This window comes from Bradyrhizobium betae, assembly GCF_050632175.1.
GTDB lineage: Bacteria > Pseudomonadota > Alphaproteobacteria > Rhizobiales > Xanthobacteraceae > Bradyrhizobium > Bradyrhizobium betae_B.
On record NZ_CP192576.1, the window covers coordinates 4,042,945 to 4,066,771 of the forward strand.

At 60.9% G+C, this 23,827-nt stretch carries 19 protein-coding genes and 1 pseudogene; 3 read left to right on the top strand and 17 right to left on the bottom strand.

Features of this window, described 5'->3' with window-relative positions:
- Positions 1 to 156: 156 nt before the first annotated feature.
- From ACQ86E_RS19530 to ACQ86E_RS19580, 11 genes are all read right to left on the bottom strand, one after another.
- Positions 157 to 663, bottom strand: coding sequence for an ATP-dependent DNA helicase (locus ACQ86E_RS19530; RefSeq protein WP_431201363.1), 507 nt, complete (start codon positions 661 to 663; stop codon positions 157 to 159).
- A 71-nt stretch (positions 664 to 734) separates the two neighbouring features.
- Complete coding sequence (locus ACQ86E_RS19535; RefSeq protein WP_431201364.1) at positions 735 to 1,346, bottom strand: AAA family ATPase; 612 nt, start codon at positions 1,344 to 1,346, stop codon at positions 735 to 737.
- Positions 1,280 to 1,828, bottom strand: a complete 549-nt coding sequence (locus ACQ86E_RS19540; RefSeq protein ID WP_431201365.1) for a hypothetical protein — start codon at positions 1,826 to 1,828, stop codon at positions 1,280 to 1,282. Before ACQ86E_RS19540 ends, ACQ86E_RS19535 begins: the two co-directional genes overlap by 67 nt.
- Entirely contained in the window at positions 1,795 to 2,034 is a 240-nt protein-coding gene (locus ACQ86E_RS19545) for a hypothetical protein (RefSeq protein WP_431201366.1), read from the bottom strand. Before ACQ86E_RS19545 ends, ACQ86E_RS19540 begins: the two co-directional genes overlap by 34 nt.
- A 37-nt stretch (positions 2,035 to 2,071) precedes the next feature.
- Positions 2,072 to 2,362 (bottom strand): hypothetical protein, encoded by a 291-nt coding sequence (locus ACQ86E_RS19550; protein ID WP_431201367.1) that lies wholly within the window; start codon positions 2,360 to 2,362, stop codon positions 2,072 to 2,074.
- A 5-nt stretch (positions 2,363 to 2,367) separates the two neighbouring features.
- The gene (locus tag ACQ86E_RS19555) at positions 2,368 to 2,529 is read right to left on the bottom strand and encodes a hypothetical protein (RefSeq protein WP_431201368.1); all 162 of its coding nucleotides are present in this window, start codon (positions 2,527 to 2,529) and stop codon (positions 2,368 to 2,370) included.
- On the bottom strand, positions 2,510 to 2,824 hold the full coding sequence (locus ACQ86E_RS19560; RefSeq protein ID WP_431201369.1) for a hypothetical protein: 315 nt from the start codon (positions 2,822 to 2,824) through the stop codon (positions 2,510 to 2,512). The genes ACQ86E_RS19555 and ACQ86E_RS19560 overlap by 20 nt, the downstream gene beginning before the upstream one ends.
- Positions 2,825 to 3,058: 234 nt before the next feature.
- Positions 3,059 to 3,664, bottom strand: a complete 606-nt coding sequence (locus ACQ86E_RS19565) for a hypothetical protein (protein WP_431201370.1) — start codon at positions 3,662 to 3,664, stop codon at positions 3,059 to 3,061.
- Complete coding sequence (locus tag ACQ86E_RS19570; RefSeq protein ID WP_431201371.1) at positions 3,627 to 5,903, bottom strand: VPA1269 family protein; 2,277 nt, start codon at positions 5,901 to 5,903, stop codon at positions 3,627 to 3,629. The genes ACQ86E_RS19565 and ACQ86E_RS19570 overlap by 38 nt, the downstream gene beginning before the upstream one ends.
- 87 nt (positions 5,904 to 5,990) lie before the next feature.
- A complete protein-coding gene (locus ACQ86E_RS19575; protein WP_431201372.1) occupies positions 5,991 to 7,487 on the bottom strand; it encodes a hypothetical protein in 1,497 nt (498 codons plus the stop codon).
- Between the two features lie 124 nt (positions 7,488 to 7,611).
- Entirely contained in the window at positions 7,612 to 8,568 is a 957-nt protein-coding gene (locus tag ACQ86E_RS19580) for a GSU2403 family nucleotidyltransferase fold protein (protein WP_431201373.1), read from the bottom strand.
- A 117-nt stretch (positions 8,569 to 8,685) separates the two neighbouring features.
- Between ACQ86E_RS19580 and ACQ86E_RS19585 the strand changes: the two genes are divergently transcribed.
- The 3 genes from ACQ86E_RS19585 (at position 8,686) to ACQ86E_RS19595 (ending at position 10,076) form a co-directional block, all read left to right on the top strand.
- Positions 8,686 to 9,042: a DUF433 domain-containing protein gene (locus ACQ86E_RS19585; RefSeq protein WP_431206511.1), complete on the top strand. Its 357-nt coding sequence runs from the start codon at positions 8,686 to 8,688 to the stop codon at positions 9,040 to 9,042.
- On the top strand, positions 9,042 to 9,464 hold the full coding sequence (locus ACQ86E_RS19590) for a DUF5615 family PIN-like protein (protein ID WP_431201374.1): 423 nt from the start codon (positions 9,042 to 9,044) through the stop codon (positions 9,462 to 9,464). Before ACQ86E_RS19585 ends, ACQ86E_RS19590 begins: the two co-directional genes overlap by 1 nt.
- 84 nt (positions 9,465 to 9,548) lie before the next feature.
- Positions 9,549 to 10,076, top strand: coding sequence for a hypothetical protein (locus tag ACQ86E_RS19595; protein ID WP_431201375.1), 528 nt, complete (start codon positions 9,549 to 9,551; stop codon positions 10,074 to 10,076).
- A 954-nt stretch (positions 10,077 to 11,030) separates the two neighbouring features.
- On the opposite strand, the gene ACQ86E_RS19600 is transcribed toward ACQ86E_RS19595, so the two are convergent.
- The 6 genes and pseudogenes from ACQ86E_RS19600 to ACQ86E_RS19625 all read right to left on the bottom strand — a co-directional run.
- Positions 11,031 to 12,317 carry a peptide MFS transporter gene (locus tag ACQ86E_RS19600; RefSeq protein WP_431201376.1) on the bottom strand — a complete coding sequence of 429 codons (1,287 nt, stop codon included), beginning with the start codon at positions 12,315 to 12,317 and terminating at the stop codon, positions 11,031 to 11,033.
- A 172-nt stretch (positions 12,318 to 12,489) separates the two neighbouring features.
- Positions 12,490 to 15,144 (bottom strand): alanine--tRNA ligase, encoded by a 2,655-nt coding sequence (gene alaS, locus ACQ86E_RS19605; protein ID WP_431201377.1) that lies wholly within the window; start codon positions 15,142 to 15,144, stop codon positions 12,490 to 12,492.
- The gene (locus ACQ86E_RS19610) at positions 15,141 to 15,917 is read right to left on the bottom strand and encodes a 4'-phosphopantetheinyl transferase superfamily protein (protein ID WP_431201378.1); all 777 of its coding nucleotides are present in this window, start codon (positions 15,915 to 15,917) and stop codon (positions 15,141 to 15,143) included. The genes alaS and ACQ86E_RS19610 overlap by 4 nt, the downstream gene beginning before the upstream one ends.
- Positions 15,901 to 16,719, bottom strand: coding sequence for a phytanoyl-CoA dioxygenase family protein (locus ACQ86E_RS19615; RefSeq protein ID WP_431201379.1), 819 nt, complete (start codon positions 16,717 to 16,719; stop codon positions 15,901 to 15,903). Before ACQ86E_RS19615 ends, ACQ86E_RS19610 begins: the two co-directional genes overlap by 17 nt.
- Positions 16,720 to 16,731: 12 nt before the next feature.
- A complete protein-coding gene (locus tag ACQ86E_RS19620) occupies positions 16,732 to 22,479 on the bottom strand; it encodes an SDR family oxidoreductase (RefSeq protein WP_431206512.1) in 5,748 nt (1,915 codons plus the stop codon).
- Between the two features lie 21 nt (positions 22,480 to 22,500).
- Positions 22,501 to 23,823: pseudogene (locus tag ACQ86E_RS19625) on the bottom strand (amino acid adenylation domain-containing protein); the annotation flags it as partial.
- Positions 23,824 to 23,827: the final 4 nt, after the last annotated feature.

Consider the following 23,827-nt stretch of genomic DNA (forward strand, 5'->3'; position numbering starts at 1 on the left):
CTCGCTCAAGACCCTGCCGCCGCCGTGCTCACCTGCAAGGGACGCTTCGCTCTCCGCCCTTGCGGTTTGCGCGCGTCGTCGCCGGACGGGTCGCGCGAGGGGCAGCTCCGGGGATCAATCGAACGAACGTCGGGAGCCCGGATGAATTCCTTGTTGTCACGGCCATTGCAGCCCCGTTTTCCTGAAGGTCGCAGCGGGAGGCTTCGCTACGGCGGTACCGAACACGTTCCTGTCGCCGATCAAGACGACCTGCTCCTCGGCGCGCGTGACCGCCGTGTAGAGCCAGGACCGGTCGAGCAGGCGGGTGCCGTAGATCGGAACGACGACGCGCCTGGCGCTCGATCCCTGACACTTGTGACAGGTGACCGCATAGGCCAGGTCGAGGTCGACGAGGTGTTCGTCCCCAAGCTTCTTCGGCTCGCCGTCGCCGTCGAACAGGACGCTGACAGCGCGACTCTCGAAGTCGAGCTCGATGACGTGCCCCAGCAGTCCGTTGAACAGGCCGGCGCGGTAGTCGTTGCGGCCGAAGATCACCGGCTCGCCTACCGAGAAACGCCGCCCGAAGAAGCCCCGAAGCTCCTCGCGACCAACAGCGACGTGGCGGGCGTGCCGGCGTTCGTTCACGGACTCCACGCCGGCCGCGCCGCCGATGGTGGCGGTCACCACGAGAACGTCGGCAGGACCGCCCAACCGCTCGATGACGTCGTCGAGGGCGCCAGCAAGGATTTCTGAAGCTACGTCGACGAACGAGATGCCGTGGGTCGGACCGGCAAGGGCGAGAAGTCGGGCAGACCGCCCGTCCGGATCGCCGAGGCGGCCGCGGGGATGCCGGTGGCGGCCGCTTGGCGATGAACCTGCGTCAGGCGGGAAGTGATAGAGGGGTCGCCGACGAGCTTGTGAAAAACCAAGCCAAAACCGATCGGCGGCAATTGAGCCTCGTCGCCGACGAGCAGCAGCCGGCTGCCGGGGCGGAGCCGCTTGGCCAGCTTGTCGAAAGTCGGGAGATCGACCATGGAAGCCTCGTCGACGACGACGAGCGTGCTGTCGGTGATCCGGCTGAGGCCGTCCAGCTTCAGCTTGGCCTTCTGCTTTTCGTCTTCGGACGCGTTTTTCGTCGACGAGAAGGGCTTCGAGGTCGTCGCGCTCGGCGAGCTCCGCCAATGTCCTGGACAGGGTTTTCGCCAAACGGCCGGTCGAACAGGACAGCCGCAGCGCCGCCTTGCCGGCGAGGGCGCACAAGGAGCACGTCTCCACCGAAGCGGATCCACAGGTCCACAGATCAGCTTGCAGGTGAACGTCTTGCCCGTCCCCGCGCCGCCGACCAGGCACGCCAGAGGGCGGGACATGATCTGGACCGCAGCGGCGTTCTGTTCGGGCTGGAGAGCCCGCCGGGACCCGCTAGGTCGGCCAGGATCTCGGCCCAGCGACTTGGCGCCATCGCCTTCAGGCGCGGCTCCAGCGGCCTGGAAGAGAGGGTCTTGAGGCGTTCGACGAGATCATCCTCGAGAGCCGCGGCCCCGGGAGCCCGCAGTTGGTCGCCGGCGCGCAGTGCCGCTCCGTTGCCGAGAGCGGCTTTCAGCGCCAAATCGCAGTCGGCCAGCGCCCCCAGCAGCGCGCCGAGTTCGGCAGTGAAGTCTGCGAGCGATGCGGCCGTATCGCCCCGACGGAGCATCCGTTTGACCGCCTCGTCGGCGGCGCCCACCCAGCGCCTGGCATTGCTTGAGGGTTCGCGCCCATCCTCGCGGAGAAGCCGCCTGCCTAGCTCGTCCATCTGCTTCCACGACAGCAGAGGGGTCATGACGTAGGGGTTCGCCGCGACAAGCTCCATGGCGGCATTTCCGAACACGCGATGGATTTGGCGGACCACCCGGAGGTCGTGTACTCAAGCCGGTCCAGCCAGGCGACGAGCGCTGCTTCGCTGCTCGCAGTGCGCCAGGCAGAGACGGCCAGCACGGCGAGGCGCTTTCCGAGAACCGGCTTCTCCGGCGACATGGCCGCAGCGATCGCGTCCAGCATGTCGTCGGTGGAAAGCACTTCGGGCAGGTTCTCGCCGAAGGCGTTCCACAGCCGATCAGCGCGCTCCAGTCCCGACGCCGGGCACGTGAGAGGCGAGAAATTGTTTGACCAGGCGGCCAGACGAGAGAAGACGACGACCCGTGCGGACCGACAGCTGGGGGCCGTAGGAAGTCTGCAGGACGTCTCCGTCGATCTCCCAGGTGTCCCCGACTGTCGGCACACCGAGCAGGTGCCGTAGCTCGGCCCGCACGCGCAGCCGCTGTCCATGCCGACGACTACCTTCCTCGGCCACCGTGGCGGAAAAAATTACCCCGTACGGCTTCTCCGAGACGATGCTGTCGACCATCACCCTCATGTGCGCACCGGTGCGGTCCTGAGCACCTGACCGGTCTCCTCGAAGATCCTGATCTGCTCACGCAAACCGTCGATGGTGCGGCGCTGCTTCTCGATGACGGAAGCCTGCTCCGCGACCGTCTTGGCCAGTTCGTTCGACCTAGCTTCCGTCCTTCGCATCCGGTCGGCGATGGCTTTCTCCAACATCGCTCCGCGATCCGATCGGCTTCAGCCCCTGCTCGATGGCCACAGCGTTGATGGCCGATTTGAGCTCGGGCTTGTTGAAGAGATGCTGCTCCTGCGACTGCGCACGGCCGAGCGCCAGGATGATGGCGCGCACGTTGACCTTGCTGTCAGGGTTGGCAGGCAGGGTGGGCACGCGGTCGTGCTCGGGCTGCCGCTGCCACTCGATAGCCTGGCGGTCGAGGTAGAGCTCCAGGTCGCGGAGCAGTTCGGGGAGGATGGAACGCGTCACGTGGCTTCCTCTGCCGTTGCGTCGATGGTGGCCGGCGTTCCCGGCGCGGCAGCGCCAGTCGTTCGATGGGGCGTCCGATCGCCTTTTGGGCGACGGCCTCCAGCCGCTCCCGTAAGCCGCCGTAGTCGGCAAGGCTCTTCCTGCCGTCGATCAGGTTCTGCGCCTCCGTTGCCTGCAGTTCGACGAGGATTAGGGCAGCAAGAGCATCCGCCGCCCGCCGGCGCTCCGCATCGCTCAGGGAGGAGAGGGTGATGGGAGCGTAACCATTCCGATAGAGTATCTTGTCGAGGGAGCTATCTCCGCTCCATCTCCGAGACCGTCGTCGGCGATCGAGGGAAACCAGCGGGAGGCCTGGACCACCGCGTCGACGAGCTCGAACCTGGTCGATTCCCGTCCGACGACCTCAGGCGACATGTCGTCGGCGAGCAACATGGGCAGCTTGCTGTCACCGTCGGCGGAGGCACCGTCGATCACCCGGATCTTCTCGATCAGGAGCATCGTCGCCTCGGCATCCGCCAGCGCCTGATCGCGCATGACCGCATCGGTCATCCAGGCCTCTTCAAGCTGCCGGATCCGCTGCCGCATGCTGCGCGGGGCCTGCTCGCCGGCGGCGTTCAGCCGCTTGCACTCGACCTTCAGCTTCTCGGTCTCCTTCTGGCAGGCGTCCATCTTCTTCGCGACGCGGTCGATCTTGGCGAAGATCGCGTTGGCGTGAGACCAGAGCGGGATGAGGAACGGCAGGCCGGTCACGAAGAACCGGCAGCGCACGCAATTGCGGTCCCCGCCGGGCACGCGGGCGTATTTAGACCTGTTCTTGCCCTTGTCGTTGCGCTGGACCACGACCGGACCGCCGACATGGCACTGAGTGCCCCCGTTCGGACAGATGCCGATGTCGAGCCTCGCCCAGATGCTGGCTTCGTCGTAGGGGCCCTTCATCTGCCGGACGCCGTCCTCGGTCAGTCGGGCCGTCATCTGCATGGCCTGCTCGAGCGAAGCGCTCTTGAGCAGGTCCGGGAATTCGTCCCGCGCGGTCGCGAGCGCCTGCATGCGGGCCTTGGTCAGGATCTCGTTGACGTGCACCGGCTCGAACTTGGTGTACTTCAGCGTCATCAGGATGGTCGCGTGTCCGGCGACGACCTTGCTCAAGATCTCGATCGGCACCCCCGCCATGTACAGCGAGGTCAGATTCGCCGAGCGCATGCCGTGGATGGTGAAGATGGCGGCCTTCGGAGAATCGCCCTCCCACTTGGTGATGATGTTGACCGGAAAGTCCGGATCTTCCTCCTTCAGGCGGCGGCTCGAGCTCCGCCAGCGCATCGTGGAAGAACTGATAGAAAAGCTTGTAGCCTACCGGCGCCTCGTTGCCGCGCGGTCCGGAGTTGTCCGGGTAGCGGAAGAGGTAGAAGCGCGCCGGCAGCATGGTCTTGACCAATTGCGACGGGTCGTCGTCAAAGGCGTTGGAAGGCAGATTCTCGTGCTCCAGCGGCCCCTCGACGGGATTATACTTTTCCTGCCAGGCGCGCATCTCGGCGAGGTTGCGTAGCGCCTCTTCGTGCTGCCACGGGATTTCGTACCCGCTGTTCTCGCCGAACAGGCCGCCGCCGTCCTGGGTCTTGTTGCTGTTGACCCAGAAGCCGGTGATCTGCCCGGTCAGGGTCTGGATTTCCCGGAAGACGCCGCGGCGAGGATTCTTTGCCCCGACGCCTTCCCAATAGCCCGCATGCGGGCCGGTCGCCGCCTTCCAGCGACCAGTTGCGGGGTCCCACGCGCGGGAGTCGCCTTCGCCGCTGTCGAGGCGGCGAACCTGCACGTTGCGTAGCGGCAGATCGAGATGGACGAGCAGCATGCGAGGTAGAACCTCGCAGAACACGGGTTCGGTGGTGCCCTTTTCGGGGTTGAACCAGGTTATCCAGTGGACGCGTTTTTCTTGCCGCGTGAACTCCTTCGCCCACTTGAAGTCCTGCTCCCGGATGATCTCCTTCAGCATCTGGTGGTAGCGGGGCGGCATGGGACGGGCCCGGACGTCGCTATGCGCCGAACTCGGGCCCTTAACCGCCTGGCTCGACTTGAAACGGTCGAGGTCGGCCTCACGGAAACCAAGTTCAATCTTCTTGCCGCCGGTCGCGGCAATTTCGTCGGAAAGATACCTGCAGAAGTGATGGATCTTGGCCACCGCATTGATGCGCGCGGACGCCGCCGACCACTTCTTCGCGTACTCGAGGAGCGGGCGCAGCACCGGCTCGGAAAGAAGCTCCAGATGGTCGCGCGCAGGCTCCGAGGGCAGCCCAGCCAGGTAGGTCAAAAGCAGCCGCAGGCCGTCCCTGTAGTTGTCCTTGGTGAGCACGTTCTGCTGGTCGATCCAGAGTTCGAACTGCTCCTCGATCCACTTCAGGTGTGGTGCGTGGCGTAGGATGTCGGTCAGCCGCGCCGCCGCCTTGGACTTGCGCAGGTCCTGCCGAACTGCGACTGCAAACAGCGGATCGCCGCGAAGGTCGCCGAGCAAGCCTGCGAGGTAGCGCAAATGCTTCCGGGTGGCAGACGGCACCCACGATTTCCAGCCACCGTCGACCCTGAAAGCTTCGGCCATCTTGACCAGGTGAACTTCCTGGATCATCTCGATGCCGTCGATGCCCTCGCCGGCAAAGTGCAAGGCCGCGGCAAATTTCCAGAACACGAAGCTGCGATTGGCCTTCTCTTTCTCGGACCACTTCGATTCCTGGAAGTGCTTCGTTTCCAGGATGACGTTCCTGACGTCATAGAGGCCCGGATCATGGTCGAGGACGCTGCGCGCGAAGCGCTGCTCATTTACTTCGCCCATGGCTGACCGGCCCCACAGCGCGCCCAGCGGCCACAGGATGAGGCCCTGACGATGCAGGTCCATGAGTTCGGAAACGACCTCGTTCTTGGTGTCGAGATCGTCGGTTTCCGCGTGTTTGCGGATGTGAGCTTCCACGATCTGCTGCAATTCGAGGGGCTCGTCGGCCCGGCTCGGAATGAGCGCAGATCGGTCCTCGCTCGAATTGAAGTAGCGCCCCTCGATCAGCTCGTTCGTCATGAAGGTCAAATCGCTGTCAGCCAAAGGGACCTCCCGACATGAACTCGCGGATCTTGAGCAGCGCCTCGGCAGTGGAGCTCGCGAGCGGCGCAACCGCGCGGATTTCTCCTTTCAGTATCTTGTCCTGGGCCTCCCGAAGCTTCTGGCTGATCTTGTTGTTGTCCGGCACGGTGTAGGGCACCTGCGACAAGTAGTTGCGATGATGGAGTCCCTTCTTGATGACCTGCGGAGGGAGCCCCTGCGCTTCGAGCGTCTGGCCGTACAGGTGGCGCAGCGCATGCGTCGTGGTGCCTGCGTATTTCTTGTGTTCGAGACCGATACGCTCGACCGCAGCCGCGTGGCTGCGTTCGTACGCGCCTTCCGAGTACGGTTCTCCGGGAAAGCTGACCCCTCGCCGTTCTCATCGCCCTTGATGGAGACAAACAGGAACGGATGGTCGCCGCCGCCGGCTTTGATCCGCTCCGCCATGATGGGCGTGCGCACGTAGTTGAGGTAGCCCCAGTAGAGCGCCCAGAACAGCCTGCCGGCGTCGGGGTCGATCCAGAAGACGCAGGACTGGTACCGCGGATCGAGGTCCATTCCCTTCCAACCGGCGTGGAAACCGCCCCGCGTAACGTCGTTGCGCGGCAGCAACCCATACTGCCGCTTCAGGAATTCGCGCCGCGTCATGGTCTCGACCCGGAGGCTGATCGGATCGGTGAATTCGACCTTGGACTCCGCGGGATGGTTGAGCACGACCAGCGCGTGGTCCAGGTTGTTGGGATCCTCGACGACGTCCTGAACCCAGAGATGCAGCCCCTCGGAGCGGCGGAGGCCGCCCCACCCGTCGAGGAGCGCGATCATCATGTTGCGCACGTTGTAGCGATGGAAGACGTTCGCCTCGAGCTCGGCCCCGGGGATCTTGTAGCCCTCCCAGATCAGGCGGGCGGCATGCTCCGGCGGGAAGAACTTGACCGGCTCGGCGCTTCGTCCGGCGGGCTCGCGCCCGTGCTCGACGATGCTCTTCGGCTGCGAGCGCGGAGCGTGAGCGATGTGCTTCAGCATCGATCCCTCGCGCAGCCGGCTCCAACGGATCATGGCAGCCACGTGCTCGCCCGTCTGCGGGATCAGCGGGACGTAGTCCGGAGCGAGCGGCGATCCGCTGCCGGCTTCGTAGTCGCACCAGCCGGCGAACTTCTCGATGGCCTTGATGAGCCCTTTGCAACGCGCGTACGGCGTCGAAGGCCAGTACAGTCCGGTGGGATCGGTGCAGTCGGTCGCGATGGTGCCTTTCGCCAGCGATAGCGCGAAATCGCGGAACAGGTCCCGCGCGCCGCGGTTCGGTCGAGTTTCCCGGGTCGCGACGCTGTAGTCCCAAAGGAGCCCGATGGCCTGCGCGGCAGTGTCTTGCCACGAACTGGACCGGGTCGGGTGCGCTTTGAAGTATTTCAGCAGCGGGCGGAAAACCTCGATCTCGCCGCCGGGATGCTGCAGACAAAGCACGCGTGCCGTCCAGCCTTCCATGCCTTCCACGGGCATTGGAACGGTGACGTGATAAAGCGGCTGCGGCGCCGTGGGGCACCGCACTGTGGCATTTCGAGCCATGTGACGGGCTGTACGGAACGACAAGGGCCGCTCCGCTCCTGATGAACTCTGAACTGCCGACAACATAAACGCACCGACTCTGAACAATACCTAAGCGCCCGCCACATCCTGAGGTGGCGGTAAACGAATCCTTGGAATAGAGATGCCGCTACAGTCTTGGCGGGGGCGGAAACTCCTCTCCCTCGAGAGCATCACGTAACGGCCCGAAGCCGTAGATTTCCTCGGAAAACGGCTCCGGCCAACGGTCCTGGATCATGCGCGCGGTCGTCGAGATGAGTTCGGTCGAAGTCTCGCGGCGGCCCACCGACATCTCGTCCATATCGAGCACGACACAGCGCAGGATCGCCCAGGCCCGCGGCTCCAGCACCGAGACGGAGGCGGCCCGTCCAGACCGGTCGATCACCACCGAGCGGATCGGCGTCTGCTCGGCAGCCCATCGCGGCGCCTGGCCGGCGGAATAGCTTTCGTAGTCGTCCACCATCCGATCGATCGAGGACGACGTGAACAGCCGGATCGTCAGGTTCTCCTCGGTCCGCAGTTCGGCGGCGTCCCGCCCCCGGGCGCGGCCCGGACGGACCGGGATCTTGGCCCGCCGCAGCACCGCGACGAGCTCGTCGATCGAGTCCACCGCGCGCACACCGGCGACCAGAAGGTCGAGACCCTCGTCCGGCAGAACCTCGCGGGGCAACTGGGATGTCATCTCGTTTTCGTAGGCGTAGACCGCAGCCTCGCCGACCAGCGTCACGTGGTCGATCAGGTCCGACGTGCCGATCGCCCGCAACACGCCGCCAACCTCGGAAGGAGCGCGCGACAGCCTGAGAGCTTTGGCCATCCTTGCCTGTTCGGCCATGGCAGGCCTGAGCTGGGCGATCCGGCCGTCGAGCTCGGCGCGCTCCTTCATGAACGCGTCGTGGATCTTCTCGGTCTCAGGGGTCCGACGGCCGAGCGAAACGGCCTTCTTGTCTCCGGAAACAGGGTCGTAGCGGTACCGCGTCAGGTATTCGCGGCCTTTCACCGTCAGCCACTGCATGCCGCCCGCGTACGCGTCCCGAGAGCGCAGCACGTCGCCGTAATCGCTCACGGTCGAGCGCATGGTCTCGACCAATCGACGCTGTTCTCGGCTCATCGCGGTATGCACGGCGGTTTATTCCCTTATTGGAAATGAACATCTGGTAGTATAAACTGCCAAATACAAGGCCGAGAGTCGAGGATCTTGTTCCACATGGTTAATTTGGACAGGCGGACCGGTGCCGTTGCGCCCGGCCGGGATGCGGCCGATATTGATGGAACGAGCGATTTCGCGATGGAGACGGTGATGGCTGCGCCGAGACGAAGTGCGGCAGTGATGACGGAGGTCGTTAGCGACCCGACGGTGATGAGCGGGGACCCCGTCGTTCGCGGCACACGTATCTTGGCAGAGACGATCCTGAGCTACCTGCGGGCGGACTGCTCGCCGGAAGAGATCTTCCGCGACTACCCCAGCCTTCCGGTGGACGGGATCGACGCAGTCGCGCGCTGGGCCGAGACCACCTACGGCCCCGGGTGGAGGTCCATGGACGCGCCGGCGCCCCAGCACTGATGGATCGCTTTCTGATCGACGAATGCCTGAACGCCGACCTCGTCGCCATCGCCAAGGCTCGGGGCTACGACGCTGACTACGTGCCGCACATCGGCAAGGCGGGCTGGCAGGACTGGAATCTGGTGCCTTTTGCGGTGGACAACGATTACATCGTCGTGACCCTGAACCGTCGCGATTTCCTGAAGCAGCACGCCGCGATCGAGATCCATCCCGGCCTGGTCATCTTGATCCCGCAAGCGCCGAACAACCGCGGACAGCACCACGCCGCCCTTTTCGAGAAAGCGCTCGACGCCTACGCCGCCATGAACGACGATCTGGTCAACAAGGTCATGGAAGTGTTAGCCGACGGCAGCGTGCATGTGCGCGACTGGGGCGCCGACGACCACGACATCGGCCATATCAACAATCCGAAGTGGCCTTGATGTTCACGGGAATTGCTCGCGCTGGCCTTTTGCACGGTGGCGATTCAAACTGCTGATCGAACACATTCGATCGCAGGTCGTCAGATGAGAGAGTTCGAGGCGAGACAAACAGCCATTACCGGGCTTCAGAAGGTGCGTCGGCTGGGCGGTAGCATCGTCGATGACATTCCGCCCGGCTCGTTGGCTGAAATCCTCGACGATGTTCGTCAAGGTCATCCCTACGAACATGCACTGGCCCGGTTTCTCGTTGAATTTCACACCGACCCCGACCCTGAAAGCCGGCGGCGCCGCATCGAGGACGAGCCGGATCTCGCACCCAATCCAGTGCTGAACGCGCTGCTCGGGGCCGCGGGAGAGCACCTCGCGAGGCGGTGGGATCTCGGCGAAGTGCCGGCCTGGACCAACCGGCCCGAACGCTATCTCGATCGGCCGTACTTCATGAACGTCGGCGTTCCGAAGAGCGAGCTCTTTCAGCAAAGCCCGCCCGCCTTCCGCCGCCGTCGGATCTACACGATCGCCGAACCGCTCCGCTGCTCCGACAGCAATCTCAGCCTCTGGACCTTCGATTACGTCGAGGCCGATCCAGAGATTGCGATGCAGCCGCGCTTCTGAACTACGGCGGTAAGCCTCGACCAGGCGCCGAACCGCTTCGATCATTCTAAAATTGGTATAGTAGATGAGGGGGTATATCAGAAGCCCTTCCCATCTTTCCGCCCTCGATTCAGGTCAAAACCGGCCCTTGTTGGTATAGTTTGGTAGATGTCGAGAGGGGGTATTTGGACGCGGCCCTCTCAAGGCTGAAACAGGGGTTCGATTCCCCTAGGGAGCGCCAGACGATGGTTTTGGGCGTACCACCTCTCTTTTTATCATTCTGATATTCCACAAGAATGCAAAGAGATCCATCTCTTTGAGCGTCCAACGCGCGCACCTAACAAAAAAGATCAAATAGGGATATTTTTCTGCTTCAAGGCACGTCGAACTTCTTTCCTTGGAATGGGCAGAATGATTTGATGGCGACGCTATGATCTCATGCTCGCCGCAGCCAGAGTTTATGAAAGTACTCAACAAGAAAGAGGGTCTGGCTTCACCGCTCTTGAGTAGCAATGTCCGCGGCGCAAATGTAGCCGAATGTAAGATCGATAAAGCCATTTGGCCTTCTTCATCCCAGAAGCGGCTTTGTCGACCTCGCCGTTAGAGCAAACGACCCACGATCGGGTTGTGTGCAAACGCATCTGAAAATTGAATCCGTGACTTCACACGCGCTCCCGACATTCGGGGCCACCACCGTGAATTGGCAGGTGGAAAGATTTCGGGCGAATTCAATGCGCGCTGCGGCAGCTTGTTGAGCCGCAACCGGAAACGCTGTTGCTGCGGCATCCCTAAGAGTCTCGTCCAAGGTAACGCCACCTCGTGCACCGCGAGGTCGGGAAATCTCTCTGCTTCGGGCGGATTGGGGTCAGTCGTTCTCAGCTCGCATATTTGCTGTATCTGTTTATTTTGAAATTGATCTCAGCGGTCGATCGATACCCCACATTGCAACCGCAACGAAAACTGAAATAGCTGCTATCAACAAAAAAACTCACTCTTGGCGAAGCTGCTCCAGAAACTACCAAGCCAGCCGGCCAAGACATTGCCCACGAAGCTGGTTGTCAACCATAGGCCCATCAGCATGGACCTCATCGAGGCCGGAGCTGCCTTCGCAAAGAATGCCAAGCCGATCGGCGAAACATAAAGCTCTCCGACGGTTAGGACGACGAAGAACAATACCAACCAGAGCCAACTCGCTTTCTCGACCGGCCCAGTTTGCCAAGCTACCGCGGACAAAATCAAATAACTCAATCCGACAAGCGCGCTACCAAGCGCCATTTTCCCAACGTCCGACGGTTCGCCTGATCGTTTTGCTTGCCATCCCCATAAAGCAATGATGAGTGGAGTAAAGGCGAAGATGAGAAGGGGATTCAAGGAAAGTATCCAGGTGACGGGAATTTGAGTTTGCCAAAAAAATAGCTTGATCGATCGATCAGTATGATCATTGAACCAAAGGACGACCGTATTGCCTGTCTGTTCGTAAACTGCCCAAAAAAGTGACTGCAATGAACCTAACCCAATCAGAGCAATTATGATCCGTTTTTTGCGTGGAGCGCGTGATTTCTCCTTACTTCGCCTTTCGTCAAGTTGGTCCGCCGGTAGTGCCGGCAGAGCAAACAGGTAGATGACCAGGCTGATTAGCATCCCAGCGCCTGCGGCAGCAAAACCAAAGCTCCAGCCAAAACCGTCGGCCAGCGAACCGCATATCAAGGGCGAAAGAAAAGCGCCGACATTGATGCCGACGTAAAAAATAGCATAAGCTCTGTCACGGCGGTCATCGTCGCGTGAATACAGGCCGCCGACTTGAGTTACGATATTAGGTTTGAAGGCGCCACTTCCCAGGATCAAGGCCGACAGTGCAAGAAAAAACAGAGACTCGAACGCCATTAGGAAATGGCCAAACATCATCAGAATAGCGCCGAGGAGAACCGCCCGGCGCCGCCCTATTGCGCGGTCGGCGAGAAGGCCGCCAAGCACAGGTGTTAGATACACCAAACCGCCGTAAAGCCCATAGATCAGCGATGCGAGTGGCTGCGCCTCAAGCTTCCCAAACACTGTCTCAAGCAATCGCTTTAAGATGCCATAGCCAGCGACGTTTTCGACTGTGCCCGCTTTGAAGAGATGGTTCACCATATAAAGTATGAGAAGAGACTTCATACCGTAATAGGAGAACCGCTCCCACATTTCTGTCGCAAACAGGAAAGTTAGTCCTGTCGGATGACCAAACAAGTCGCCCTTGGCTGATTGCGGCTTGGTGTCGGACACGAGCGATTCCCAGAAGTTACCTTGCGAGCAGCCTGATCGCCCTCATAGACAAAACGCGACGTGCCCTTATTCGAAGCCAACGCATAATTCTTCGAAGCCAACGCATAATTCGGAGAAAAAAATTAGAGCACCGGCTTGTAAGGCTCATTGGATAGCAATGCAGCCGCATCATTCAGGCTTTGAACTCGATTGCCCGTGTTAGGGCCTCGACGGCGTTGCTGGTTCGAGTCGCATCCGGGCCGCCGGCCTGTGCCAGGTCCGACCGCCCGCCACCACCCTTGCCGCCAAAAGCCTCGGCTGCGACCTTTGCAAGATGCACGGCATCAAGCTCGCCCACGAGGTCCGGAGTGACGCCGATGACGACGGACGCTTTACCTTCGGCCGTCGAAATCAGCGCCACTACGCCTGAACCGATCGACTTCTTCATTTCGTCTGCCATGCGCCTGAGATCAGGTACTGGCCAGTCTCCGACACGTACGTCGAACTTCACTCCACCGATATCGCGAATGCAGGGTGAGGCCGTTGAAGCCTTCAGGCTGTCAATGCGCAGCTGCCTGATCGTATTGTCCTTGCTCTTGATCTGCTCCTGAAGCTGAACGACATGCGTCAATATCTGCTCGTCCGTCGAGATACCGAGGTTGCTGCCGATGGCACGTACCAGCGAGATCAGCTTGTTCGCGTAGGTCAAGGCGCCTTCGCCTGTCAGCGCTTCGATGCGCCGCACGCCGGATCCGACCGAGCTTTCGCCTGTGACCTTCAGCAAGCCAATGTCGCCGGTACGACGTACATGGGTGCCCCCGCACAGCTCGACGGAATAGGCTGCATGATCGCTTCTGGTCGGCGTACCCATCGCCACCACACGAACTTCATCACCGTACTTTTCTCCGAACAATGCCCTGGCGCCACTTCCCTGCGCCTCGGCAAGCGACATGATCCGGGTTGTCACTTCGCTGTTCCCGCGAATCTGACGATTGACCTCTGCTTCGATCGTCGTGAGATCTTCGGACGTCAGCGGCATCGGATGACTGAAATCAAAGCGCAGCCGGTCCGGAGCCACTAGCGACCCCTTTTGAGCGATGTGATCGCCGAAACGTTCGCGCAAGGCCTCATGCAGCAGGTGTGTCGCGGAATGATTGGCGCGGATCGCTGCACGCCGCTTGGAGTCCACGATTGCCCGCACCTTGTCGCCTACCTTGACGTTGCCCTTCACCACCGTGCCGCGATGGACCCACAGCTGGCCCAGCTCCTTGACGGTGTTTGTGACATCGACAACCGAGCCATCCTCCAGTTTCAACTGCCCGCTATCACCGACTTGGCCACCGGATTCGGCGTAGAAGGGGGTCTGATTGAGCGTTATCTGGACGATGTCGCTCTCCCTCGCCTCGTTCGATCGTGCGCCGTCAACGACGATCCCCGTCACATTGGCGGAAGCCGCTTCCGTTTCGTAGCCCATGAATTCAGTCGAACCAAACTCATCGCGCAGATCGAACCAGACCTTCGACGTGGCAAGATCGCCCGACCCGACCCAGGACTCTCGCGCGAGCGCCTTCTGCTTGGCCATCGCATCGTTGAAGCCCACCAGGTCGACACTGATGTCGCGAGAGCGCAATGCGTCCTGAGTCAGGTCTATCGGGAAGCCGTAAGTGTCATAGAGCCTGAAAGCAACCTCACCCGGCAACGGAGCGCCGCTGGTCAATTTGCCGATTTCATCACCCAGCAATTTGAGACCGCGATCCAACGTCTGTCTGAACCGCGTCTCCTCGAGCCGAAGCGTTTCCATGATGAAGGGCTGGGCGCGTATCAACTCAGGGTAGGCTGCTCCCATGAGAGTAACGAGTTCAGGAACCAGCCGATACATCAACGGATCTTTCGCTCCGAGCAGGTGCGCATGCCGCATGGCCCGGCGCATGACGCGGCGAAGCACATAGCCACGTCCCTCGTTTCCCGGCGTCACGCCGTCGGCCAGCAGGAAGGCCGATGTGCGTACGTGATCGGCCACGACGCGATGCGACGACTTGAGAGCACCGTCCGGGTCCACTTTTGTCAGGTCGGCCGACGCGAGTATCAAGCTGCGCAACAGATCGGTATCGTAATTGTCCGACTTACCCTGCAGCGCAGCGGCAAGGCGCTCGATTCCGCTACCAGTGTCGATGCAGAACTTGGGCAGGGGCTGCATCTCATCTGGAGTAATCTGATTGTATTGCATAAACACGAGATTCCAGATCTCGACGAAGCGATCGCCGTCCTGGTCCGAAGAACCCGGCGGACCTCCCGCGATATGATCGCCGTGATCGAAAAAGATTTCCGACGATGGCCCGCATGGACCGAGATCACCCATGCGCCAGAAATTGTCGTCGTTATCGATGCGGATAATCTTGTTATCCGAAAGGCCGCCGATTTTCTTCCACAAGGCAGCGGCTTCGTCGTCGCTGGCATAAATCGTGACCAACAGCTTTTCGATCGGCAGGCCGAATTCTTTGGTCAACAGATTCCATGCCGCGTGGATCGCAAATTCCTTGAAATAGTCGCCAAAGGAAAAATTTCCCAGCATTTCGAAAAAGGTATGATGCCGCGCGGTAAAGCCTACGTTGTCCAAATCGTTGTGCTTGCCACCGAGGCGCACGCATTTTTGAGCTGTCGTCGCTCGCGTGTAGGGTCGAGTCTCGACACCCGTGAAAACGTCCTTGAAGGGCGCCATACCCGAATTGACGAACAGTAGCGTCGGATCGTTCACCGGTAAAAGCGAGGCCGACGGCACATGCGTGTGCCCCTGCTTTATGAAATAGTCCAGGAACGCGCTGCGCACGTCGTTGATCGTGTTGTTCATGAAACGTCCGTTTGTGGAGTTGTGATGTGCAATGGATTGCTAAGATATTGCAGGGCTAAGCGCGGTAAAAGCAAGCTCATAGTGACCCAAATAAGCCGCATTACCCCTAATGGCGAGGGTGGCCCGATAATCAGGGCCAAGGGGTATCGCGTGCAACGCCCAGTGCGACGAAGGCTGACCGCCGGGCGCGATGGCCAATCGTAACTCCCTCCGGAGTTGGAAATCTGGAACCCGCTCAGTGGGGAGCGCAGACCCTGACCCAATGCTTTGACCACGGCCTCCTTGGCGCACCACATCGTAAAAAAACCGTCTTCGCGCCGCGCGGGCGCCAGCGCCATCAACTCGGCCGCCTCGCCGGCGTGGAAGTAAAGCGGTATCATATCGGCAAGGTCCGAAAAATGACGGTGTTCCTCCACATCGATTCCGACTTGGGGACCTTGAGAAATGGCCAGGACAACCCGCCTCCCGCTGTGAGACAAACTGAATTCATAACCGCTCTGCGGCCAGATCGGCTTGCCGTCCGTTGTTCTGGTGATCGCCAATTGAGAGTTCGGCAGCCCAATCAATCTGGACAACAAAAGGCGCAGGGCAGCATGGGCGACAATCGAGCGCTTTCGGTCGATTGGCCGGAGAAGGCGGTCAATCCGAGCTGTTTCGTCCGACGGAAGAAGTCCGCGGAGCATTCGAGTCTGGTCTTCGGATATGGTGTCTAGATCGATCCACCAGACCGCGACTGAATTGGAATCGAGGTCGGAGCTACCAGAAATATTCACCGAGCAGCTCCCGCATTTCGGCATCGCCGAATTTGCGCAACTCGTCGGTCAGGGTGGCCGCGGGCTTCACGCCGCGTGCGACGTCAGGCCTGATCCACGACGGCGTGTACCCGAACAGCAAAAGTCTGCGCCGACCGGCGTTGCGTGTCGTGGGAACAGTGCTGTGCCAGGTGTTGGCGTGCATCAACAGACAGGTTCCGGCCTTCGGCAGCAAAGTGACCTGGGCCGTCCGGGGCTCCCCGTCCGTGTTCGAAATGTCGAGATGCGGCTGCATGTGGGACCCGGGCAGGATACGGATCGGCCCCGTGTCCTCGTTGACGTCGTCGAGATAGATCAGGCCGTGCACCGCGTGCGGATAGCAAAAGAAGGGAGGAAGGGGAGCGGGTATCACACGGTGATGAATATGCCAATTGACGCGCATTCCCGCTATACCGGCCGGGACGACACGCGCCTCGGCGTCGAACCACACCTGGGGACCGAGAACGGCCCTTGCAATCGACAAGGGCCTCTTCATGCGAATGAGCGAGTGGAAAGCACTGTGCTTGTCTAAAAGGCTCCGGATGTAATGACCGTTGCCGGGGATATGTTCGGTTGTCGGGTTATCGGTTTCCGCTGTCACGACCTCTTCAATGGCCTGCCGAAAACTCTGCAGTTCGACATCGGAAAACAATCCATCGATCTGCAGCCAACCTTCGCGCACCAGGTGTTCGACCTCGTCCACGGAGGCGAGAACATCGACCGACCGGATCCGTGCGGCCTTGTCTTTGGTATTGTCGTTGATGTCAAAAGCAATCTTGTACATCGCCTACCATCTCTAAGTGTCAATCACGAACTTCTGAAGGAGCTTTGCAACAGTGACCTGCAGGTCTGCAGTGCTGATATCGGCGACACAGGACACGAACATATCGCGCCAGAGGCATGCTTGCTGCGGCGTGAAGCGGCTGGCGCGGTACCATAGCTCGCCGTGCACACTACCGTCCTCGTCTTCGAGGACGATCTCAAACTCTCTCATCAGCTTATGGTGACCTGACGCTTCGAGATTCAAGCGACGGAAGCGCAAGACATCTTCCGGCGCTCGCCAATAGTTTTGATAGAGAAGATAGCAGTGGAAAGTCGAATTCAGGTCGCAATTCCGGAATGACGGGACATGCTTGAGAAGGTCTTCAAGCGGATAGTTCTGATTTTCGTGGAACCCCGTGAGCACCTGCTTGACGGTCTCCAGATACGATTCGAGGGATTGGTCGGCGCTGAATTTCAAGCGAAGCGGTAACGGATTTACGAAGACGCCGATGATCTCCTCCGACTGCGGCGTCGGCCGGGCTGCGGCGGTCGTACCGAAAATTAGATCGAAACTGCCGGTGAGCCTGCTGAGAACGAGCCCGTACGCAGCCGCGAAGAGCATAAAAGTCGTTGCATGCAAACCAAGGGCACGATGAGCGAGCAGTTCGACGACCTTTTGGTCCAGCAGGAACGGTAGCACATCGCCATTATCTTCCGCTGTCTCGACGTCGGCAAAGCCGCGCACGCGCGTGGGAACAGGCGCATCGGCAAAGTGTCGCTGCCAGTACTTGCGCACCGGCAGTATTGCAGGTCCGGCAAGATAGTTCTGTTGGGCAGTCGCGTAGTCGACATACTGAAAGGGTTGTCTACTCCCGCGGCCAGCCACTGCGTCTGCGATCTCCTTGAGGAAGATGCTGGATGACCAGCCATCAAAAATGACGTGATGGCCATGGATCACAAGCGCAAACTGACCGTCAGGTAGCGCGGCGACGACGATTTCGAACGGCGGCGAGATCGCCTCGGCCTCGTACCACCGTTCGGATTTTTCCTTCGCGATAGCGCGGAGAGTCGACTTCCAATAAACCTCCTGCCTGAGGTCCACTTCCTCCACGCAAATCGTCGATACGATATGCTGTAGCCACTTGCCGCCCCTGAACGTAAACGTCGTCCGTAGCCCCGAATGACGTTCGATCGTGGACCTTACGGCAGCCGTCAACGCTCCCAGCGTGACGTTGCCCGCCACATGGACAACAATGTCAAGTCCGCCGTATTTCTCAGGCATGAGTATCAGCCAGCGTCGCTGCGCGGAGGAGGTTGGATAACTGGCTGCCTCCGGTACCCGCACGATCTCGAATTCGCCGTCCCGAGGCACGGACCCGATGGCCGTTTCGACGAGATGACGCAGGCCGTTGACGGACAGGTTGCGCATTACATCCATCAACGAGAGCTCGATCTTCAAGCTCTTGCGCAGACGCGTCACGATCTGAAGGATCGTCAGCGACTCGATCGCTTCCTCGCGCAAGTCGCGTTCCGGATCATCGGGAATACGGCCGAGAACCGCCCGGAGCACGTTTTCCACGGCAACAGCTGGACTCGGCGACGCCGCGACCGCTCCCAAGATTTGCGAGGATGGTACGCTCGTCCGACCGACCTGCTCGCGGATTTCGTCGATACGCGCATCGATCGGCGCCGTCGAAATCAGCACAACCGGTCCCCGCACGCAAAGGCATCGCATGAAGGCGTGATAACCGTCCTCATCATCGAGCGCATAGCGTGCAGGTCCAATATCGGTACGCGCGTCTCCTTCCGTCCAGGCCTCCCAGCCGACGCTGATCCAGCGCTTGTCGCCTCGTTCCCAACGCGACTCGGCATATTCGTCCAATGTCGCGTTGGCTGCAATGTACGAGGCAAATCCGACGCCGCCGATCGCTGTCGAAAGGCTCGAACAAAGTAGAACGAAATCTGCTTCATCCGGCCGCAACGCCGCTGCGATCGCAGAGGTTCCGCGCAGCTTAGCGGCTGAAATCTCGGCCCAGGAGGATGCTTCCAGCGTTGCGAGCGTGGCAAAGCGACGCGTATCGGTCTCGCCGGCAGCGTGAATGACACCATTGATCCTGGCGTACTCGCTGCGCAGTTCCGTGAATAGTTCGGCCGTCCCCGCAGCGTCGGTGACGTCGAGTTGCCGATACACGACATTATTCGCAAGCGAGGTCAACCTTGGCTGGACGCTCTCGAAGGGTTGACGCCCCAAAAGAACGATCGGCGCGGCAACTTCGCGGCGAATTGCCTTCACCAGCGCACTCGCTACACGCCCCGCGCCACCCGTGATGATGTAGCATCCGTCATCGCGCAACGGGCGCGATCTCCAGTCGGGCCATGCATGCTCGGGCCTGACTGCGGCAAGCCCGTCCAACCCAGCCTTCAGAGTGGTCGGCGGATCCGCCAGGTCGATCGCCGCCGCAATGTCCGACGCCATATCGGACGAGCCCGCCACATCGACCACATGCCAGCTCGATTTCGGGTGCTCCAAGGCGCCTGCGCGCACGATCCCCAGCCCGATCGCGCGGTCGGTAGGCCGATCAAGACAGAGCGGCTCGGAACGCCCTGCTATGATCCAGACACGGAGTTCCTGCTCCGCTCGTTCGGCAATAGCCCGCAATTGAACCTGAAGTGCGCTCGGATCAAGGTGATCGATCCACCAAATGACATCCGTGGCCTCGGACAGATTTTCGACCGGCCGGAGCCCGGACAACGATCGTATCAGGCTCTCTACCATGCCATCGGGGTGATTCAGTAGCCGACATCTCACCTCTCGCGTCTGGCGGCTCGAACTCTTGACCGCCGTCGTTTTGGTTTGCCAAAGCCAGGCTCCAGAATCATCCTGGCGGGAAACTTGAAGCGACGTTGGGGCCTTGTTCGCAACTTCACGGAACGGCCACGAGAACCGATGATCGAACACGGTCGGCGGCAAGCTGACTTTCGCCGTCGCGGGGTTCTCCGTCGCAGCCCAGACGTTCACGTTTGCGCCCGCGCACCACAACGAGTTCAGGGTATCAAGCGCGTGCGGAGCATCGGTCGACAGCTCGACGACGTCGACAGCCCGTTCCTCCATCTCATGCGCAACCAGACGGCGCATCGTGTTTCCGGGGCCGACGATCAACCCCAGCACGCGCCCTGTTTCCGCGACACAGTTCAAAGATTCGACGAACCGTACGGGCATCTCGATATGGCGTGCCCAGTAATCGGCCGTCGCCATGCCTACATCGGCCCAACCTCCGGTCACATTGGAGACGATGGGGATCCGCGGCGGCGTAAGCTGTAATGTCGAAACGAAGCGCCCAAGTTCTCTTGCCGTCTCCTGCATCTGAGAGCAGTGTGCGGCACGTGGAATGGCCAGTGGCCTGACGCTGATTCCGTCGGCGATCAGCTTTGCCTCAAGCTCGGCGACGGGCTCGGACAAGCCTGAGATGGCGACCAGTTCGCGGCCATTGTAAGCGGCGATCGATGTTCCGGGCAAAAGATAGCGGGCCATCCGGCTGGGCGGTAGAGTTACCGAAATCATCGCGCCCGGCCTCGTCAGTTGCATCAACTGGCCGCGCTTGATCACAAACGCTACGGCATCCTCTAGCTTGAACACGCCAGCCCGCGTTGCGGCCACGACCTCGCCAAGGCTGTGGCCAATCAACGCGCCCGGTTGCACGCCCAAGCTTTCGCAAAAATCGGAAAGTGCGTATTGGACCGCGAACATGACCGGCTGAAAGCAGCCCATGTCCTCAAAGCGGCTGGCGTCGGGCTGCGCGCCAAATAGAAGATTGATGACGTCGATGTCGCTGTATTGACGGACCAGGTTAGCACATTCGTCGAGCGCTGCCCGATAGACCCGCTGGTTGTCGTACAGTGCTTTGAACCCGTCGACTGTGGCGTCACCCTGGCCTGGGAAGAGCCAGACGAGCGATGGCGAGACCGCAGCTTCAACGTGATTGGGTGCCTCGAACTGGAGCTGTCGACATAATTCCCCTGGGTCAGTCGCAACAAATGCCTGCCTGAACTTTTGGTGACGGCGCCCCTCGAACAAGCTCCGCGCTAGCCCGTTCAAGTTGCCCGGTGGCCCAGTCTCGATATGTTGAGCCAAGCGCAGGCGTGTGGTCTTTAGCGAGCCCGGCGAAGCGGCGGAAATCACGATGGGAACAGGTGTGAGGACGGGCCTAGCGGTCGGCAGCTCCGGCGCTTGCTCGACGATGACGTGGGCGTTCGTGCCTCCAACGCCGAAGGAGCTTACGCCGGCTCGGCGCGGATGGTTCTGCTCCGGCCAGCCCGTAGCTCTGGTCGGCACATAGAATCCGCGCGCGGCAAGAGCCAAGTCTTCATCAGGTTGCTCGAAGCCGGCCAGCGGAGGGATGACCCCGTGTTTCACGGCTTCAATGGCGCGCAGAAGACCCACGATTCCGGCGGCGCGATCGAGATGACCGTAGTTGGCTTTCACTGAGCCAAGCGCGATATCGTGCCCGTCGAGCGGCCTGATGGCGCGTCCCAGGCCTTCGATCTCCGCCTGGTCACCGAGTCGGGTTCCGGTGCCGTGAGTCTCGATATACCCCAGGCTATCGCCGCCGATGTTTGAGCGGCCAAGCGCCGCCGTGATTACGGCAGCCTGCCCCGAGGGCGATGGCGCCATGAATCCCACTTTAGACGCTCCGTCGTTGTTGATGGCTGAACCCAGAATCACCGCTTGGATCGGCGCGCCTTGATCTACGGCGTCGGCCAGGCGCATCATTGCAACCATTCCGACGGCGCTCCCCGGCACGGTGCCGTTGGCCCGGACGTCGAACGGACAACAGCGGCCCGTCGGAGATGTGATCATTCCATCTTCAACCGCGTACCCTAGTTGCTGGTTGGCCGCGATCGAAACTCCTCCGGCCAAGGCGACGTCCGACTTGCGCGATAACAGGCTCTCACACGCCATATGAACCGCTACCAGCGAGGACGAACAGCCGGTTTGCACGGTGACGCTCTCACCTCTGAGGTCGAATCGATAGGAAATCCGCGTTGCAGTGAAGTCCGGCGCGGTAGCCAGCGTTCGTTCATATTGAGCGGATAATGAGCCCGATTCCTCGATCTCACGTGCGGGACCGCATGCTGCGTACACCGATACGACCGCATTGCTCTGACGTGGATCGAACGCCGCGTCATCCAGCGCCTCTTGCGTCACTTCGAGGATGAAGCGCTGTTGCGGATCGAGCAGCCGCGCCTCGCCTTCAGGAACGCCGAAGAAGCCGGAATCGAAGCGATCGACGCCGTCCAACACGCCGCGGTATGGGAGCAATCCCTCGGGCTGTTCGTCGAGCGTGCGGATATCGATGACGCCCTCACTCGTGCGGCGCCAGAAATCGTCAACGCAGGCCGCATTCGGGAATCGGCCGGCTCGACCGATCACCGCAATGCGGTTGTCGGTAATTTTTTCGTTCGTAGGCCTTTGGCCATCCGATGCGTCGAGCACGACGCCCAAACGGGATTGCAGCAGTCGCGCGAGCCCATCGAGCGTCGGGTTATCCAGCACGTCGATCGGCGTAATCTCATGCTCGAACGACTGTGTCAGCTTTCCTGCTAGAATGATCAGCAGAAGCGAGTTGCCGCCAATCTCGAAAAAGCGATCTTGTGGACCGAACTGTCGGTGCTTGAGAACATCACTGAAAATCGAGGTCAAGCGATCCCGCAAGTGTCGTGCTGAAGGAGTCTCGCGCATTGTCGACACGGGCACCGCTCCAGCGGCCGCCCTCAGCACCATCCGATCCAGCTTGCCGCTCGAGGTGACCGGCAGCTTGTCGACGATGAAAATATCCGCAGGGAGCATATAGCTCGGCAGTTTTCCGGCTAGATGTTTCCGGATATCGGCCGCCGAGATTTGTGCCTCGACGTAGGCTTCCAGTCGTGGCCCATCGGGCGTGGCAGGTGCCAGAACGACAACGCCCTCCACGCCGGGACATCGCATGATGGCAACCTCGATCTCACCGATCTCGATGCGGAAACCCCGGATTTTGATCTGGTGATCGCGCCGCCCCATGCAAACGATGTCGCCGTTCGCCAACTTTCTGCCGAGATCGCCGGTCCGGTACCAGGTTTGAGCGCCGAACGGCTTGATGAAGCGGCGTTGAGTTTCCTCCGGGTTGCCGATGTACCCGCGTGCCAACCCCGCGCCCGACACGATGATTTCTCCGACGACGCCGACCGGGACCGGCGACATGTTCTCGTCGACCACGATTGCGGCCGAATTTGCGATGGCGCGGCCGATCGGAATGGGTTGTCCCAGGTGCGGCGGCGACGTCATCCTGTGGCAGCAGGAAAAGGTGGTGTTTTCCGTCGGTCCGTAGCCGTTCACAAGCGATCGATAATCGAGCGCACGCGCTGCCCTTACGAACAAGACCTCCGGAACGTTCTCGCCTCCCACTATGATCGAGTGCAGGCCGCGCAAGGCGGCGGCGTCGAGATGGATCATCCATCGGAAGGCGGTCGCGTTGAAAAATCCCGCCGTTACGCCGCTGTCGGCAATGAAGCGCAACAGCTTCTCCGGGTCGCTTATGAGCGCTTCGGACGGAATTGATATTCGACCCCCGTTCAGCAATGCGCCCCAGATCTCAAGTGTCGCCGCGTCGAACGACAGATTCGAGATCAGCGCAAAGACATCACTGGTGCCCAGCGAAATGAAATTCTGGTCACGAACCAGGCGCACGATGGCGCGATCAGGTACGGCGACGCCCTTGGGCGTGCCGGTTGATCCGGAGGTGAACATGACATAGGCAAGCGAATCCGGTTCGCGGGCGACTTCGATGCTGGCTCCGGATTGGCTCTGGAGCAGAGGACCTATTTCCAGGCCGCGCACTCCCGCCGGACAACGCTCGTCGACGCCCGGCATTATGATGGCATGGCGCGCCTCAACCGTCGAAACGATGAACTGAACACGTTCGCCCGGCATCGCCGCGTCAATCGGGATGTAGTATCCGCCCGCCCTTAAAATTCCGAGAATGCCGATAAGGAAGGCCGTGCTGCGATTCGTAAACACGAGCACTGGCGTCTCCCGGCCCACACCCTGCCGTCGCAATTCGGCTGCAACCGACAGTGAAGATGCGGCGAGCTCG

Excerpts from the sequence above, each read along its gene's own strand:
- ACQ86E_RS19535 (WP_431201364.1), bottom strand. The coding sequence starts at position 1,346 with ATGTCCCGCCCTCTGGCGTGCCTGGTCGGCGGCGCGGGGACGGGCAAG.
- ACQ86E_RS19540 (WP_431201365.1), bottom strand. The coding sequence starts at position 1,828 with ATGGAGCTTGTCGCGGCGAACCCCTACGTCATGACCCCTCTGCTGTCG.
- ACQ86E_RS19550 (WP_431201367.1), bottom strand. The coding sequence starts at position 2,362 with ATGGTCGACAGCATCGTCTCGGAGAAGCCGTACGGGGTAATTTTTTCC.
- ACQ86E_RS19555 (WP_431201368.1), bottom strand. The coding sequence starts at position 2,529 with ATGCGAAGGACGGAAGCTAGGTCGAACGAACTGGCCAAGACGGTCGCG.
- ACQ86E_RS19585 (WP_431206511.1), top strand. The coding sequence starts at position 8,686 with ATGGTTAATTTGGACAGGCGGACCGGTGCCGTTGCGCCCGGCCGGGAT.
- ACQ86E_RS19590 (WP_431201374.1), top strand. The coding sequence starts at position 9,042 with ATGGATCGCTTTCTGATCGACGAATGCCTGAACGCCGACCTCGTCGCC.
- ACQ86E_RS19595 (WP_431201375.1), top strand. The coding sequence starts at position 9,549 with ATGAGAGAGTTCGAGGCGAGACAAACAGCCATTACCGGGCTTCAGAAG.
- alaS (WP_431201377.1), bottom strand. The coding sequence starts at position 15,144 with ATGAACAACACGATCAACGACGTGCGCAGCGCGTTCCTGGACTATTTC.
- ACQ86E_RS19615 (WP_431201379.1), bottom strand. The coding sequence starts at position 16,719 with ATGTACAAGATTGCTTTTGACATCAACGACAATACCAAAGACAAGGCC.
- ACQ86E_RS19620 (WP_431206512.1), bottom strand. The coding sequence starts at position 22,479 with ATGGTGCTGAGGGCGGCCGCTGGAGCGGTGCCCGTGTCGACAATGCGC.